Here is a 14,236-nt window from a genome sequence, read left to right on the forward strand (position 1 = left end):
TCACCCCCTGATCGATCCCCTCACGCTCTCAGTTCTTTTTTTCTGCGGCTCAAGGCACCCCGTAACCGGTAGATCGCTTTGGTGTGCAGTTGAGAAACCCGTGAAGAGGACAACTCTACTATCTCTGCGATTTCTTTGAATGTGAATTCCTCGTAGTAGTGCAATGTGACCACGAGACGTTCTTTTTCAGGCAACCGATCTAACACCGCTGACAAAATCGCTTGAACGTCCGCGCGTTCCAACTCCGAATCAGGTTGTGGCGCATTCGGGTCCATAATCGTGTCAGACACCTTAAAGTCGCTGCCCGGATCTTCGTTGGCTAACATGCCATCGAGTGACACCAACGGAGAAACTGACAATTCATAGAGCACACTTTGAAACTCAGCGATGCTTACGCCGATGCGCTCGGCGATCTCCTCGTCCTTAGCCGAGCGGAGCGTCTGGTGCTCCACTTCAGCATAGGCCGCCTCAATCTCCTTCGCCTTGGCGCGGAGCGAACGTGGAACCCAGTCGAGACTGCGCAAACCATCCAGTACGGCTCCACGGATTCGGTGGGTCGCGAAGGTGTTAAACTCAAATCCTCGAAGTGGGTCGAAGCGTGTAACCGCATCGATCAGCCCGAGGGTACCCATCCCGATAAGATCGTCTGTGTTAACAGGTCCGTTCCAATGACTCGTCATTTTGCGAACCACTTTATGCACCAGTGGAAGATGCGCCAGAACCAGAGCATCCCGCGACTGTTTATCTCGTTGTTGACTGTATTGGGCCCACAGTTGTGTATGCTCTTTGGATAAAAGATTCTGTTCCGGCATCTCCACTCACCACCTTTTCTAATCGTCGAGATGTCGCAATGCTTCGGCTAACTTTTCCGGGTCGATATCCTCAAACGGGTCTGTCAAGGAGTCTGAGCCAGGGTTCCAAGGCACGAAATCATCGGCATGATCCAGATTCTTGGCGTCAGCAGAAGCCCCTTGCTTTTTGGAAGATTGTTCTGGAAGTAGTAAGTCAATGTGCTTTCCAAGAACATCATTATGCTTTTCTTCAATAGTGCCTACAAACGTATGCAAGGCAACACGAACGATGATACCAAGGATAAAAGAACCAAAAAGTCCAACTGCACCTCGCAGTATGCTCGTCATCACTGTATTGCCTGCCGCAAGACTCAGTGCTCCCGTGAAGAAAAACCCTACTACGGCAAACGCCACCGCAATACCAAGATCTATACTCTTGTCCTTGTTGTTCATTACAGTGTGCTGACTCCTTGCTTAGCAGTTCGAATAACCAGAGAACCGTCAGCGGAAAATAGCTCAATGGTACGACCGCAATTCCCGCCCGTATCCTCTGCCACCACCGGAATTGTGTACAGCTGAAGCGCTTCTTTGACAGCTTCGACGTTGCGCGGGCCGATGCGCATCAGATCGCTCTGCCCAGCGAACGTGAACATCTGCGCGCCGCCCGCAAGTTTCGCAGTTAGGCGTCGTTTGTTCGCCCCTTTTTTTTCCATCAGTTCGATCAGCAGGGGCACCGCGGTGTTGGCATACTTTGCGCGATTTGACTCGTTAGCGTTCGTGGAGGTTGGAAGCATGATATGCGCGAGGCCCGAGACCTTGGTGTGAGGATCGTACAACGCGATCCCCACGCAAGATCCAAGACCGGTCGTACGTAACGATTCTTCGACACCTGCCACGTTCAAGTCGGCCATCCCCACTCTGATCACGGTCATTGGACATCCACCCCTAATGACTTGAACAGAATGCTTACTGAACCCGGGTCTGGCAACATAAAGAAGTGACCTTCGATGTTGCGTTCCCCTTGTACAAACTCCGTATCAACCAAGAGTGCATAGTCTGCACCCAGTTGCACCAGTCCGATGCTCAGAATTGCGCCCGCCATATCAACAGCAATCGCCGGAGGAGTCGGGGACATTTCTTTTTTGGTGAAATCGGCCAAGGACGAGAGGTACGATCCAGCCAAGATATTACCGATCTCTTGCAGCGCGGAAATCTCCATCTCCGAGAATTCATCCGGCTCAGCCGCCCCCATCGTACCGATCAGGTCAGCGACAAGACGCTTCGCACTCTCGACTTGTAGCAGGAAGAAGATACTGCCGGGGATCTCCCCTTCGACGCGCAGGAAGATTCCGATAACAAACTTCTCGGATCCACCGACTATCTCAGATATCTCCTCGAACCCAACAACGGAGACGCGCGGCACATTCATTTGAATTTCCGAGCCTAACAACTGGGAAAGAGCAGTTGCCGCATGTCCTGCGCCGATGTTCCCTACTTCGCGCAGGACGCTCAGTTGAAATTCGCCTAAATTACGAATTTCTTCACTCATCTCGACTACCTCTCAATCGAGGACATCGCTTGAATCTCTTCGTTGCTCAGAACTTTATCGAGGTTGAGCATGATCAGCAGACGATCTGCAAGTTTTGCTACGCCACGCAGGTAGGCTTTGTTGATACCGCCTACGACAGCCGGCGGCGGCTCGATCTTGTTGACCGGGATGTCGATGACATCGTTAGCCGCGTCCACGATCAAACCGACTTCCATGTCTTCCACCGCTACGATGATAATCCGGGTGGAGTCCGTGTAGTTCTCTTCACCGAGAGCGAAACGAGCTTTGAGGTCGATGACCGGAGTGACGATCCCGCGCAAGTTGATGACGCCCTTAACAAATTCCGGTGTGCGCGGAACGCGGGTAATTTTTTGCATGTGTTCAATCGAACGGACTTGGCTAACTTCCACGCCGTACTCCTCATCAACCAGACGGAAGACGATGACCTTAATTTCCTCTACGATATCCTTGTGCTCCAACATGCCTTTCCCCTCCTCTATATGAGTCCCAACGATTAATGAATCAGAGCGTTGCAATCCATGATCAGTGCAACTTGTCCATCGCCGAGGATGGTGGCACCAGAGATTGCGAACACGCCGCCAGTCAGGTACTTACCAAGCGACTTCAAGACCACTTCTTGTTGCCCGATAAAGGAGTCAACCACGAGCGCCGCCATCTTGTCACCTTTGCGTACGATGACAACATTCTGCTCGTCAAGGTTTTGCTGATCCGGACGCGGGATGGAGAAGATATCTTCCAGTGACAGCAACGGAACGACGCGACCACGGAAATCAATAACCGCTTGCTTGTGGACCTTCTTGATATCCGCTTTGTTGATGATGGCCGTCTCGATGATCGAGCTGAGCGGAATCGCGTATTTCTCATCCGCGATTTGAACCAGCATCGCTTGGATGATCGACAGGGTCAGCGGCAATTGGATGCTGAACTTGGTGCCTTTACCAGGGGTCGATTGCACGAGCACACGACCGCCGAGCGATTCGATCTTGGTTTTGACGACGTCGAGGCCCACACCGCGACCGGAGACATCGGAGATCACTTCTGCCGTCGAGAAGCCGGAGTGGAAGAGCAGGTCGTATACCTGTTGGTCGGTCATGTTCTCCGCCGTGAACTGGTCGACAACGCCCTTCTCCAACGCTTTTTTCAACACGCCTTGGCGGTTGATACCGTTGCCGTCATCGGTGATCTCGATAAAGACATGGTTGCCAGAATGGAAGGCGACCAGTTCGACAAGACCCGTTTCGTCCTTGCCGTTTTGCAGGCGAGCTTCTGGCTTTTCCAGACCGTGGTCGAGCGAGTTACGCAACAAGTGTACCAGCGGATCGCCAATCTCGTCGATGACAGTACGATCGAGTTCGGTCTCTTGTCCACGGATGACAAAGTTGACTTTTTTGTTGAGGTCGCGCGCCAAGTCGCGAACCATGCGCGGGAAGCGATTGAAGACCGTCTCGACCGGAACCATCCGAATCGTCATGACGATGTTTTGCAGGTCGGTGGAGATGCGGCTCATGTGTTCGACAGTCTCATACAAACTCTGATTGCCGAGGTCGCGGGCGATCTGTTCGAGACGAGTACGGTCGATGACCAATTCGGAGAACAGATTGATCAGCACGTCGAGGCGTTCGATGTCCACGCGGACCGATTTGCCAAGTTGCGGCTTTTTCGTCGTTTCTTGGACGCTTGCTTTCGGTGCAGCAGCTACAGGTGCAGAGGTTGCAGCAACCTGTTGAGCAGCTTGGATGATCGGTGCGATTTGTGGGATCGCGACGACAGCCTCCGGGGCCGAAACGTGTACGTCGATCACCGTTACGGTGACATTGGACACTTCCGACACGTTAAGTCCGGCTTTACGAACTTTTTCGACATCTTCTTGCGTGACGAGTACGAGCATGAATTCATTCTCGAACTTCTCTTCTTCGAGGTCTTCAACACGCGGGTCAGACTTGATAATTTCGCCGATTCGCTCATAAGCGTCAAATACCATGTAGGCACGAGCTGCACGCATCACACACTTTTCTTCGAGTTCTACGTTGATCTGGTAAGCGATGAAGCCTTTCTCCTTCGATTGCTGGAGAATGGTCGATTCATATTCGTTTAAGCTGAGGTTGCCAGTTCCCGTAGCATCTGGCGGTACAACCACGTTCGCTGCAGCCACAGCGGGTGCTGGTGTTGCGGCTGCAACAGGTTTGCCTGACGCGATCGCTTTCAGTTGTTCCACCAAGCTGTCCACGTTGACGCCTGCATCAGTTCCCGTCTCGATGATTTGGTTGAGCTGAGTTTCCAATACGTCTACACAACTGAACAGTACATCCATCGCATATTGGGTTACAGACAGCTTGCCATTGCGCATCAGGTCCAGACCGTTTTCCATATCGTGAGTCAGATGTGCCATCTTTTCAAAGCCCATCGTTGCCGCCATACCTTTCAACGTATGTGCGGACCGGAAAACGACATTAATGATGTCAAGAGATTGCGGGTTTTGCTCCAAAGACAGCAAATTTTCGTTGATCGCCTGTAAATGTTCCTTTGATTCCTCAATGAACATATCCAAATATTGATTCATGTCCATGTCTGACACCTCCTAGCGTTTCCAAGGCTTCGTGAGTTCGTCCGCGATGCGGTTCAACGGGGCGACGATGTCAACGCAACCCTTGGCGATGGCCGTGCGCGGCATTCCAAATACAACACATGATTCCTGTGATTCCGCGATCGTTCGACCGCCTTGGGCCTTAATCTTCACCATGCCGTTCGCGCCATCTCCGCCCATTCCCGTCAGGATCGCAGCTCGTACTCGAACACCGCGAAGTTCTGCAACAGAGTCATACATGATGTCTACAGCGGGACGATGACCGCCAAGCGGCGGTTCTTGGTTTAACCGAATAACATACGTACCTGAGGTTTGTTCCACAATTCGCATGTGGTAATCCCCCGGAGCGATGTACACATGACCTTCTTCCAACACCTGACCGTCATGCGCTTCATGTACGCGGACGGTGCAGATTTGGTCGAGACGTTGTGCCAGTGACTTTGTAAAACCCGCTGGCATGTGCTGGACGACCACTACGGCAGCGGGTAGTTCGCCTGGTAGGTGCGATAGAACCACCTGCAAAGCGCGCGGACCACCTGTTGACGTGCCGATCGCCAGAATCTCTTCGACGCGCTTCGCCGTGCGCATTGGCTTTGGCGGAGCGGGAATCGGTTTCGGGTATGGTTTAAAGTACTTCGTGCTTTGGACGACTTGTTCCTTTTTTGCGGCGGCTTTAATTTTATGAAGTAGATCCTCGCTGATCTTCGCCAAGTCGAGCGAGATCGACCCAGATGGTTTACCAACGAAATCGAACGCGCCAAGTTCCAACGCTTTGATCGTGGCGTCCGCCCCTTCTTGTGTGAGGCTGGAGAGCATGATGGTGGGAATTTTGTACTTGCGCCAGATCATCGGCAACGCTTCCAAGCCATTGAGCACCGGCATCTCGATGTCTAGCGTCAAGACATCCGGCTTCAATTTCGGAATAAGGTCGAGAGCTTCCTGACCGTTCTTGGCTGTCCCTACTACGATGATTTCAGGGTCCGACTTGAGAATGTCGCTGATAATGCGACGCATAAGTGCTGAATCGTCACAGACGAGAACTTGAATCGGCTTCATCCCGGTCATTCATCCTTTAATTCCAATTTTATCGAAACAGCCGAGCCATACGATGCAGAAACTGTTTCATACCCTTTGGAGACGTGTCCTGCTCTGCTTCCCCGTGCAATTGCGCTTGAATCAACTGCTTAAGACTGCGAGATGCGACGGTCTCAGGGTGTGCGATATAAAATGGCACTTGTTTTTTGACCGACCTGAGAACGTTTGGGTCATCCGGCAGAATGCCAAGAATCGGGATCTGCAAGTTGAGAAAACGTTCCGCAACGAGCTTGATTTTGTCTGCCGCTTCCCGACCTTCCTCATTCGATTGGGCCCGGTTGACCAACAGTTTCATACGGGCATTCGGTTCGCGGTTGATGACCATCTTGATTAACGCATACGCATCGGTGATCGAAGTCGGCTCTGGTGTCAAGACGACAAAGATATCATCTGCCGCCAAGATGAGACGGAGCGATTGGGCGGTCAAACCTGCCCCCGTATCGATCAACACGTAATCCGCGTATCCTTGTAACAATCCAAGTTGCTCGATCAAGTAGTCAAATTGCTCCGGCTGTAAATCAAGCAGGTCTTGAAATCCTGAACCTCCGGCGATGAACTTGATGCCCATCGGACCAGTTTCCAAAATGTCCCACACGGTAACCTGCTTACGGATCAGTTCTGCCAACGTAAGTTTCGGCTTGACGCCCATCAGCACATCAATGTTGGCAAATCCAACGTCAGCATCGAGAATGACGACCTTCTTGCCTTGGTCTGCCAAAGCAAGCGCATAATTCAGAGTGAAGTTCGACTTGCCGACACCACCCTTGCCGCTGGAGATTGTAATCACCCGCGTGTCCCGGCCGGCCGAGCTGCGATTGGCTTGTGCGACCATCGTACGCAAACGCTGTGCCTGGTCATGCATCGGACTTCTCTCCCACTACTAGACTCGCTACTTTTTGGGCAGACACGATCTCGATGTCATCGGGAACGGTCTGACCCGTGGTCAGGTACGACAGCGGAATGTTGCGACGGACGACTAAATTGTAGATCGCGCCATAGCTTGTGGTTTCATCAGCCTTTGTGAACAAAAACTTCTGGATCGGTACTTGCTCGAAGTTTTTCACGATGTCGGTGAGGTCGGACGCTTTCGAGGTTAACGCAAGTACCAAGAACGTTTCATCCGGTGTTAGCGCCTGTAAAAATGGCTTCAACTCCCGGACGTTCAGTTGGTTGTGATAGTTACGCCCTGCTGTGTCGACGAGAATTAAGTCAAACTCTGCGAACTTTTCCATCGACCGCTGGACATCCTCCGGCGAGTAACAGACCTCCAACGGCAGATTCAGAATCGTTGCGTAGGTGCGCAATTGCTCCACCGCTGCGATTCGGTACGTGTCGGTGGTGATCAGCCCGACCCGCTTGCCGTGCGACAACACTTGCTCAGCTGCGAGCTTCGCAATCGTTGTGGTCTTCCCCACGCCAGTCGGTCCCATGAACGAAGCAACGCGGGTGGTTGGAGCAATCGATGACGGAACACCGACCTTCTCCAACTCCTCACTTATAAACTTTGTCAAAATACCTCGAAATTCCTGCTCAGTGATGTCTTGAACTTGTTGGAACTCGCGAATTCCTCGTTCAACAAGGTCGTCAACCAATTCCTCATCAACTTGATTCGCTAGAAGTTCCTTGCGAACGCGGACAACCGCCTCAGGTAGCACTTTGTTATCCGTGGTGTGGATAAGACTGCGAATCAGGTGTCGCAGGTCTTGCACTTCCTTCAAAACCTGTGTGTCATCCTCCTTAGCGCGGGGAGCAAGGAGCGGTTCCGTAAAGACTTGTGGAGGTTCTAGAACTGGCTCCACAGGGGTGGCGGACACCGCAGCAACAGGGGCAACCGGTGGGGCTGCCTCAGGTTGGAACGCCATTGCTCGTTCCGGCTCTAAGGTTGCAGTCGCGCCTGCGGCAGTGGGTCGCACTTGATGTTGTTGGTAAGCGCCCATCGCGAAGTTGCGCGGCATCGATGAAGGTGAAACCGGCGGGCGTTCCGGCGGTTTTTCCTCATTGGCCGCAGCCACCACTTCAATGTGCGTTTTGCTGAACAATCCGAGGAAGCCTCGGCTCTGAATTTTTTTGGTGGAAAGGATCACCGCGTCCTTACCCAAGTCTTCTCGAATCATCGCGACCGCTTCCGGCATTTCCTTGACCAAATAACGTTTGACCAGCATTACAGGTTCACCACCCCTCCGCTTTGAACATCAACGGTAGTATCGAGTTCGTTAAAGGAAAGCACCGCCACATCCGGCAACACGCGCTCGATCAATTTGCGAACGTGCATCCGAGTGTTTGGCGAGGTGAGCAGGAGCGGCGAGTGGCCAAGGTTGGTCACCACTTGCACCTGTTCCGCCAACTTCTGGTAGATCTGTTGTGAAACGCGTGGGTCCAGCGCCAAGAACGTACCTTGTTCCGAACCCTGGATGTTGTCCAGCAACAGCTTTTCGACGTTCGGACTCAAGGTGATCACCTTGAGCGGACCGCCACCCGCCTTGTGTTGGTTTGTGATCTGGCGAGAAAGTGACTGGCGAACATACTCTGTCAAGATGTCCGCATCCTTGGTATACCCAACATAGTCGGCCAAGGCTTCGAGAATCGTGACCAGATCGCGGATGGAAACTTTTTCGCGCAAGAGGTTGATGAGCACTTTTTGGATTTCACCGATCGACATCTGGCTTGGCACCAGTTCGTCGACGAGCGCCGGGTAGGTCTCACGCAGCGAATCGATAAGCTGCTTGGTCTCTTGGCGACCGAGCAGCTCGCTCGCATGCTTGCGAAGAACTTCCGTCAGGTGAGTTGCGACGACCGATGGTGGATCAACGACGGTGTAACCAGCGAATTCGGCCTGTTCACGGATGTTGTCCGCAATCCAGAGCGCCGGAAGTCCAAAAGCTGGCTCCTTCGTCGGGATGCCCACGATGTTCTCGTCGTCAAATCCAGGGCTCATCGCAAGGTAGTGGTCAAGCAACAACTCACCACGGGCTACCTCGTTGCCTTTGATCTTGATTACGTATTCGTTCGGACGCAGTTGGATGTTGTCACGGATGCGGATCACCGGAACGACCAGCCCCATTTCCATCGCAAATTGGCGGCGGATCATGATGACACGGTCGAGCAGGTCACCGCCTTGGTTGACGTCTGCGAGCGGGATCAGCGCGTATCCAAACTCGAACTCGATCGGATCGACATGAATGAGCGAGATCACACTCTCTGGGCTGCGTACTTCTTCTTGCTTGTTCTCCTCCACTTGCTCCAACTCGCGGATCGTCTCCAGTTTCATCGTGCGTTCCATCATGTAGCCACCGTACACGATCAAACCTGCGATCGGCCAAGCCTTCAGCACACCGATCGGTGTGAAGATGCCAAGCATCCCGATCACGGCCCCGACGATGTACAGCATTTTCGGATAAGCGAGCAACTGCTTGATGAGGTCGTCGGAGAGATTTTCCTCCGATGCCGCTCGGGTGACGACGAGACCCGTTGCTGTCGAGATGAGCAGGGCCGGAATCTGCGAGACCAACCCGTCACCGACAGAGAGGATGGTATAGTTTTGCATCGCTTGCACGGCGGACTCGCCACGCATGGCTACCCCGATGATGAAACCAGCAATGATGTTGATCGCAACGATGATGATCCCTGCGATCGCGTCGCCTTTGACGAATTTCGAGGCACCATCCATCGCCCCGTAGAAGTCAGCTTCGCGTGAAATTTTAGTTCGCTTTGCTCGCGCTTCATTTTCATTGATCAAACCTGCGTTCAAGTCAGCATCGATGGAGATCTGCTTACCCGGCATCGCGTCCAAGGTGAAGCGTGCTGCGACTTCCGCTACGCGCTCCGAACCTTTGGTGATGACAAGAAATTGAATGATGACGAGAATCAAGAACACGATAAAACCGACGACCGCATTCCCTCCGATGACGAATGTACCGAACGTGTGAATGACTTCCCCAGCTTCCCCTGTTGAGAGAATGGCTCGGGTGGACGACACGTTCAGAGACAACCGAAACAGCGTCGTCAAAAGCAGAAGCGAGGGGAAGATCGCAAAATCAAGCGGTTCTTTGGTATTCATCGCCACGAGCAGAATCGTCAAGGCGATGCTTAAATTGATGATCAACAAGAAGTCTAGCAAAAAAGTAGGCAAAGGGATGACCATCATGATGACGATCCCAATGACAGCTCCGATGACTCCTAAGTCTTTGAGTTTCAACCCCGGTCCCTCCTACCTACACCTTGCCTTTTAGTCTGTATACATACGCTAGCACTTCGGCAACCGCTTGGAAAAGGTCCCCCGGGACAGCATCCCCGATTTCGACCGTTCTGTAGAGCGCTTGCGCAAGTGGGCGGTTTTCGACACATATCACATTGCTTTCTCGGCCAATCTTCTTGATTCGTTGGGCCGTTTCATCTACACCCTTCGCGATCACCTGGGGGGATTCCATGTTGTCAGGGTCGTATTTAAGAGCCACTGCAAAGTGCGTCGGGTTGGTGATGATCACATCGGCTTTCGGTACGTCAGACATCATGCGACGCATCGCCATCGCACGCTGGCGCTCTTTGATCTTGCCTTTGACTTCCGGGCTCCCTTCCATCTGCTTGTACTCTTCCTTGACCTCCTGCTTGGACATCTTGAGGTTTTTCACAAAGTCGAAGCGTTGGTAGATCAAGTCGGCAAGCGCGATCGCAAATATCGCAAGCCCAACTTTCCAAAAGATCCCGAAGGCAAGTGAACTGATGACAGAAAGTATGTCGATGACGTCCATCTCACCGAGTTGGCTGACTCTCATCCAACCGCTCTTCAGTTCACTGTACACGAGAAAACCGATCACGAGCATTTTTACAATCGATTTTAGAAGTTCGACGAACGTTCGCATCGAAAAAATTCGTTTAAACCCATCGATAGGGTTGATTTTTTTGAAGTCAGGCATTAAAGGCGTTAAAGTGAACAGCGAGCCCACTTGTAGATACGAAGTAAAGGCACCGACTACCATGATAACACCAGCAACCGGCAAGATCAGCTTGGCAAGCTGGATCAGAAATTTTAAAAACAGTGGTGTGATTGATTCATCTGTCAATTTGTAATAAAGTCCACCGGTCAGGTCAAACTGAAACATGTGTGTGAACTGATCCATGTAGTAACCGGAAAGTACTTTGATGGTGAAGAGTCCGGCCAGAAGAACGGCCGCTTGGCCGAACTCCTGACTGCGGGCGACCTGCCCCTTTTTGCGGGCGTCGCCCCGTTTCTTAGCTGTTGGTTTTTCTGTCTTCTCGCCGGAAAACAACTGGAGGTTCAGTTGAATCATCGTTATCCTCCTAGCACCCGCAGAACGGTGTCCATTTGAGTAAACATCGTATGGAACATCTCGCGGAGAAGGTAGATGAACGTTGGCAAAGTGACGATGATCATCAGCCCGCCAATGAGAGTCTTTAACGACATCCCAAGCGCAAACACGTTCATCTGTGGAACAGCTTTGGAAAGCATTGCAAATCCGAAATCGATCAAAAATAGTACAGCAACAACTGGAATTGCGATCTTCAACCCCAACACGAACATCGCAGAGAACGTCGCCATCAGCACAGACATCAGGTTGTCAGTTATCTGAAAAGCTCCAATCGGAACGAAGTTGTAGCTTTGCATCATCGCGGTAATCAGACCGTGGTGACCATCGAGTCCTAAAAACAACAAGAACGTGAGTGCGTACTTGAATTGACCGGTCAGCGGAGAGGAAGCTCCAGACATCGGGTCAAAGACATTGGCCATCGCGAACCCGATCTGAAGGTCGATGAACATCCCACCCAGCTGTACAGCTGCGAAGATCATCGCGGCCGTCAATCCGAGCGTTATGCCCACCATAAATTCCTTCACCAAGACCAGCACCAGATCGGCAAATGAGGCTCCCATGTAGAGCGCTCCCATATCCGTTGTCGCAATTGAGGGAGTGATGATGATCGTTAACAAAAAAGCCAGCCCTGCTTTCACGGACGCCGGTACGTTCCGGGTTCCGAAAAACGGCGTCAGGAAAAAGAAGCTGGACATGCGGACGAGCACCAAGAGAAACACTTGCGCATACTGAAGTGCGACATCTAGCATCAGATATCGCCCCTATCGAATAAACGAACTTAAGTTGCCGAGGATTCCGCGCGTAAAATCCAGAGTCAGTGAGAGCATCCACGGCCCGAAAACCAGCATCGTCACGAAGACGGCGATCAACTTCGGGATGAACTGCAGCGACTGTTCCTGAATTTGCGTGGTGGCTTGAAACACGCTGACAATCAACCCTACCAAAAGCCCGACCCCAAGCAAAGGCGCACAGATCTTGAGCATCGTCCAGATGGCGTTTTGACCGAGCGTGATCACGAAATCACTGCTCATGACGTAACACCCTTCCCATACCTTATTGGTAACCGGCTAACAGGGACTTGACGACGAGATACCAACCGTCGACCATGATGAACAACAAGACCTTGAACGGCATTGAGATCATCACCGGCGGCAGCATCATCATCCCCATTGACATCAACACGCTCGCAACGACCATATCGATGATCAAAAAAGGGATGAAGATCATGAAGCCTAGCTCAAACGCAGTCTTCAATTCACTGATCACGTAGGACGGCACTAGTGTGGAGAGCGGAATCGCCTCTACAGAGTCTGGCATGGGCTGTTTGCGGTAGTCCAAAAACAGCTGCAGGTCTTGTGGGCGAGTCTGGTTCGCCATGAAGTGTTTGAGCGGAATTTCGGCCTGAGTAAGCGCCTGCGTCTGAGAGAGTTGTCCTTGCAGATACGGTTGAAGCGCTTGGTCATTGATCGTCGTAAGCGTCGGGTACATGACGAAAAGCGACATGAACATCGCGAGCCCGATCAAAACCTGTGTCGGTGGCATCTGTTGCAACGCCAAGGCGTTGCGCACAAATGACAGCACGACGACGATACGAGTAAAGCAGGTCATCAGAACCAAGATCGACGGCGCCAAGGAAAGCACCGTCAAGATGGTGATGATCTGCAAAGAGGTCGCAACAGATTCAGGGTTGTCCGATGTTGAAACACCGATGTTGATGCCTGGAACAGCCGTCCCTTCCGCAAGCGCCGGGTGCGCCCACACCAAAGTGAACAGCATCATGACGAAGAGGAAGAGCATTCTCATGTTTATCTTCATTTGGAAGGATCCTGCCAATCGTCGACCGTCTGATGACGCCTTTCCTTCAGGTTGTGTAGCTTTTCGCGCAAGGCAGCGTCAAACGGCAATTCTTCTACTCGGACCTCTTCCGCCTGAGCTTTGGATTTAGGGCGCAGGCGGGTGATCCATTCTTGCATGCCCGATACCGGACGTGCGAGTGGCTGCTGGGAGGTTTCCCGCAGTCGTTCAATCAAGGCGGCGTCGGTTACAGTATCCAACAGCGTAATGCTGTCCCCTACTCCTAGCAGGTACACTTTGTCCCCGACGGAGAGCAAGTGTACCGAGCGGTCCTTGCCAAGCGATTGGACGCCCAGCGACTGGAACACTTGGTTGCGGGAGAGATTCGTTTTCTGCGAGAGGAATCGAATCAGGAAATAAATGATGGCTATAATAATCCCTAAGGCGAAAATCAATTGTAACAACGACCATAGGAGCGAACCATCACCGGAGGCAGCTGGCGGTGCCGTCGGAACGGACCCGTTTTGCTTGTTATTTATCAAATCCGTGACGTTTTCGCCAACCGCCAACACGTGAGGTGGGGAGGACAACAAGAAAGTACCCAGCGCAACAGCCATAGCGGTACTGATACGTTTGATCGTCGGTCGCATGACCCCACCCTTTCTAAGATGTTGACGTTCAGGGTAAAACTAGCCCAAAGTCTTCTTGATCGCTTCGATAACACGATCGGCTTGGAACGGCTTGACGATAAAGTCTTTCGCACCAGCTTGAATTGCATCGATAACCATGGCTTGTTGGCCCATCGCGGAACACATGATAACTTTCGCGTTGGCGTCGAATGCACGGATCTCTTTGAGCGCGTGGATCCCGTCCATCTCCGGCATCGTGATGTCCATGGTCACGAGGTCCGGACGCAATTCTTTGTATTTTTCAACAGCTTGTGCGCCGTCCTGCGCTTCTCCTACCACGTTAAAACCATTGCGGGTGAGGATTTCCTTAATCATCATCCGCATGAAGGCCGCATCGTCTACGATCAAGATTTTGTGAGACATTGTTTGGTTCCCCCTAGTCTAAA

At 52.2% G+C, this 14,236-nt stretch carries 16 protein-coding genes; all 16 read right to left on the bottom strand.

From position 1 onward, the window contains the following. Positions 1-20: 20 nt before the first annotated feature. Genes C7459_RS11320 through C7459_RS11395 form a run of 16 tightly spaced genes read right to left on the bottom strand, consistent with a single transcriptional unit; the run spans position 21 to position 14,213 of the window. Entirely contained in the window at positions 21-812 is a 792-nt protein-coding gene (locus tag C7459_RS11320) for a sigma-70 family RNA polymerase sigma factor (protein WP_109689318.1), read from the bottom strand. A gap of 18 nt (positions 813-830) precedes the next feature. Further along, on the bottom strand, positions 831-1,244 hold the full coding sequence (locus tag C7459_RS11325) for a hypothetical protein (RefSeq protein WP_109689320.1): 414 nt from the start codon (positions 1,242-1,244) through the stop codon (positions 831-833). After that, the gene (locus C7459_RS11330; protein WP_109689322.1) at positions 1,244-1,723 is read right to left on the bottom strand and encodes a chemotaxis protein CheD; all 480 of its coding nucleotides are present in this window, start codon (positions 1,721-1,723) and stop codon (positions 1,244-1,246) included. Before C7459_RS11330 ends, C7459_RS11325 begins: the two co-directional genes overlap by 1 nt. Further along, positions 1,720-2,340 carry a chemotaxis protein CheC gene (locus C7459_RS11335; protein ID WP_109689325.1) on the bottom strand — a complete coding sequence of 207 codons (621 nt, stop codon included), beginning with the start codon at positions 2,338-2,340 and terminating at the stop codon, positions 1,720-1,722. The genes C7459_RS11330 and C7459_RS11335 overlap by 4 nt, the downstream gene beginning before the upstream one ends. Positions 2,341-2,345: 5 nt before the next feature. After that, positions 2,346-2,822, bottom strand: coding sequence for a chemotaxis protein CheW (locus tag C7459_RS11340; RefSeq protein ID WP_109689327.1), 477 nt, complete (start codon positions 2,820-2,822; stop codon positions 2,346-2,348). A gap of 32 nt (positions 2,823-2,854) precedes the next feature. Continuing rightward, positions 2,855-4,927, bottom strand: a complete 2,073-nt coding sequence (locus tag C7459_RS11345) for a chemotaxis protein CheA (RefSeq protein ID WP_109689329.1) — start codon at positions 4,925-4,927, stop codon at positions 2,855-2,857. Positions 4,928-4,939: 12 nt separating this feature from the next. Continuing rightward, positions 4,940-6,001, bottom strand: coding sequence for a protein-glutamate methylesterase/protein-glutamine glutaminase (locus tag C7459_RS11350; RefSeq protein ID WP_109689331.1), 1,062 nt, complete (start codon positions 5,999-6,001; stop codon positions 4,940-4,942). Between the two features lie 28 nt (positions 6,002-6,029). Next, positions 6,030-6,902, bottom strand: coding sequence for a MinD/ParA family protein (locus tag C7459_RS11355; RefSeq protein WP_109689333.1), 873 nt, complete (start codon positions 6,900-6,902; stop codon positions 6,030-6,032). Continuing rightward, entirely contained in the window at positions 6,895-8,202 is a 1,308-nt protein-coding gene (gene flhF, locus C7459_RS11360; protein WP_109689335.1) for a flagellar biosynthesis GTPase FlhF, read from the bottom strand. Before flhF ends, C7459_RS11355 begins: the two co-directional genes overlap by 8 nt. Continuing rightward, on the bottom strand, positions 8,202-10,235 hold the full coding sequence (flhA, locus tag C7459_RS11365) for a flagellar biosynthesis protein FlhA (protein ID WP_109689337.1): 2,034 nt from the start codon (positions 10,233-10,235) through the stop codon (positions 8,202-8,204). Before flhA ends, flhF begins: the two co-directional genes overlap by 1 nt. 16 nt (positions 10,236-10,251) lie before the next feature. Then, positions 10,252-11,328: a flagellar biosynthesis protein FlhB gene (gene flhB / locus C7459_RS11370; protein WP_109689339.1), complete on the bottom strand. Its 1,077-nt coding sequence runs from the start codon at positions 11,326-11,328 to the stop codon at positions 10,252-10,254. A gap of 2 nt (positions 11,329-11,330) precedes the next feature. After that, the gene (fliR, locus tag C7459_RS11375) at positions 11,331-12,116 is read right to left on the bottom strand and encodes a flagellar biosynthetic protein FliR (protein ID WP_109689341.1); all 786 of its coding nucleotides are present in this window, start codon (positions 12,114-12,116) and stop codon (positions 11,331-11,333) included. 12 nt (positions 12,117-12,128) lie between these two features. Continuing rightward, on the bottom strand, positions 12,129-12,398 hold the full coding sequence (fliQ, locus tag C7459_RS11380; protein WP_109689343.1) for a flagellar biosynthesis protein FliQ: 270 nt from the start codon (positions 12,396-12,398) through the stop codon (positions 12,129-12,131). Positions 12,399-12,420: 22 nt separating this feature from the next. Then, positions 12,421-13,170, bottom strand: a complete 750-nt coding sequence (fliP, locus tag C7459_RS11385) for a flagellar type III secretion system pore protein FliP (protein WP_109689604.1) — start codon at positions 13,168-13,170, stop codon at positions 12,421-12,423. 8 nt (positions 13,171-13,178) lie between these two features. Beyond that, positions 13,179-13,811, bottom strand: a complete 633-nt coding sequence (locus C7459_RS11390; protein WP_109689345.1) for a flagellar biosynthetic protein FliO — start codon at positions 13,809-13,811, stop codon at positions 13,179-13,181. 39 nt (positions 13,812-13,850) lie between these two features. Then, entirely contained in the window at positions 13,851-14,213 is a 363-nt protein-coding gene (locus tag C7459_RS11395; RefSeq protein ID WP_109689347.1) for a response regulator, read from the bottom strand. Positions 14,214-14,236: the final 23 nt, after the last annotated feature.

It is taken from the genome of Tumebacillus permanentifrigoris (genome assembly GCF_003148565.1).
In the GTDB taxonomy this organism is placed as follows: Bacteria; Bacillota; Bacilli; order Tumebacillales; family Tumebacillaceae; genus Tumebacillus; species Tumebacillus permanentifrigoris.

Coding starts and splice junctions, on each gene's coding strand:
- C7459_RS11320 (WP_109689318.1), bottom strand. CDS start 812: ATGCCGGAACAGAATCTTTTATCCAAAGAGCATACACAACTGTGGGCC.
- C7459_RS11325 (WP_109689320.1), bottom strand. CDS start 1,244: ATGAACAACAAGGACAAGAGTATAGATCTTGGTATTGCGGTGGCGTTT.
- C7459_RS11330 (WP_109689322.1), bottom strand. CDS start 1,723: ATGACCGTGATCAGAGTGGGGATGGCCGACTTGAACGTGGCAGGTGTC.
- C7459_RS11335 (WP_109689325.1), bottom strand. CDS start 2,340: ATGAGTGAAGAAATTCGTAATTTAGGCGAATTTCAACTGAGCGTCCTG.
- C7459_RS11340 (WP_109689327.1), bottom strand. CDS start 2,822: ATGTTGGAGCACAAGGATATCGTAGAGGAAATTAAGGTCATCGTCTTC.
- C7459_RS11345 (WP_109689329.1), bottom strand. CDS start 4,927: ATGGACATGAATCAATATTTGGATATGTTCATTGAGGAATCAAAGGAA.
- C7459_RS11350 (WP_109689331.1), bottom strand. CDS start 6,001: ATGAAGCCGATTCAAGTTCTCGTCTGTGACGATTCAGCACTTATGCGT.
- C7459_RS11355 (WP_109689333.1), bottom strand. CDS start 6,902: ATGCATGACCAGGCACAGCGTTTGCGTACGATGGTCGCACAAGCCAAT.
- flhF (WP_109689335.1), bottom strand. CDS start 8,202: ATGCTGGTCAAACGTTATTTGGTCAAGGAAATGCCGGAAGCGGTCGCG.
- flhB (WP_109689339.1), bottom strand. CDS start 11,328: ATGATTCAACTGAACCTCCAGTTGTTTTCCGGCGAGAAGACAGAAAAA.
- fliR (WP_109689341.1), bottom strand. CDS start 12,116: ATGCTAGATGTCGCACTTCAGTATGCGCAAGTGTTTCTCTTGGTGCTC.
- fliQ (WP_109689343.1), bottom strand. CDS start 12,398: ATGAGCAGTGATTTCGTGATCACGCTCGGTCAAAACGCCATCTGGACG.
- fliP (WP_109689604.1), bottom strand. CDS start 13,170: ATGAGAATGCTCTTCCTCTTCGTCATGATGCTGTTCACTTTGGTGTGG.
- C7459_RS11390 (WP_109689345.1), bottom strand. CDS start 13,811: ATGCGACCGACGATCAAACGTATCAGTACCGCTATGGCTGTTGCGCTG.
- C7459_RS11395 (WP_109689347.1), bottom strand. CDS start 14,213: ATGTCTCACAAAATCTTGATCGTAGACGATGCGGCCTTCATGCGGATG.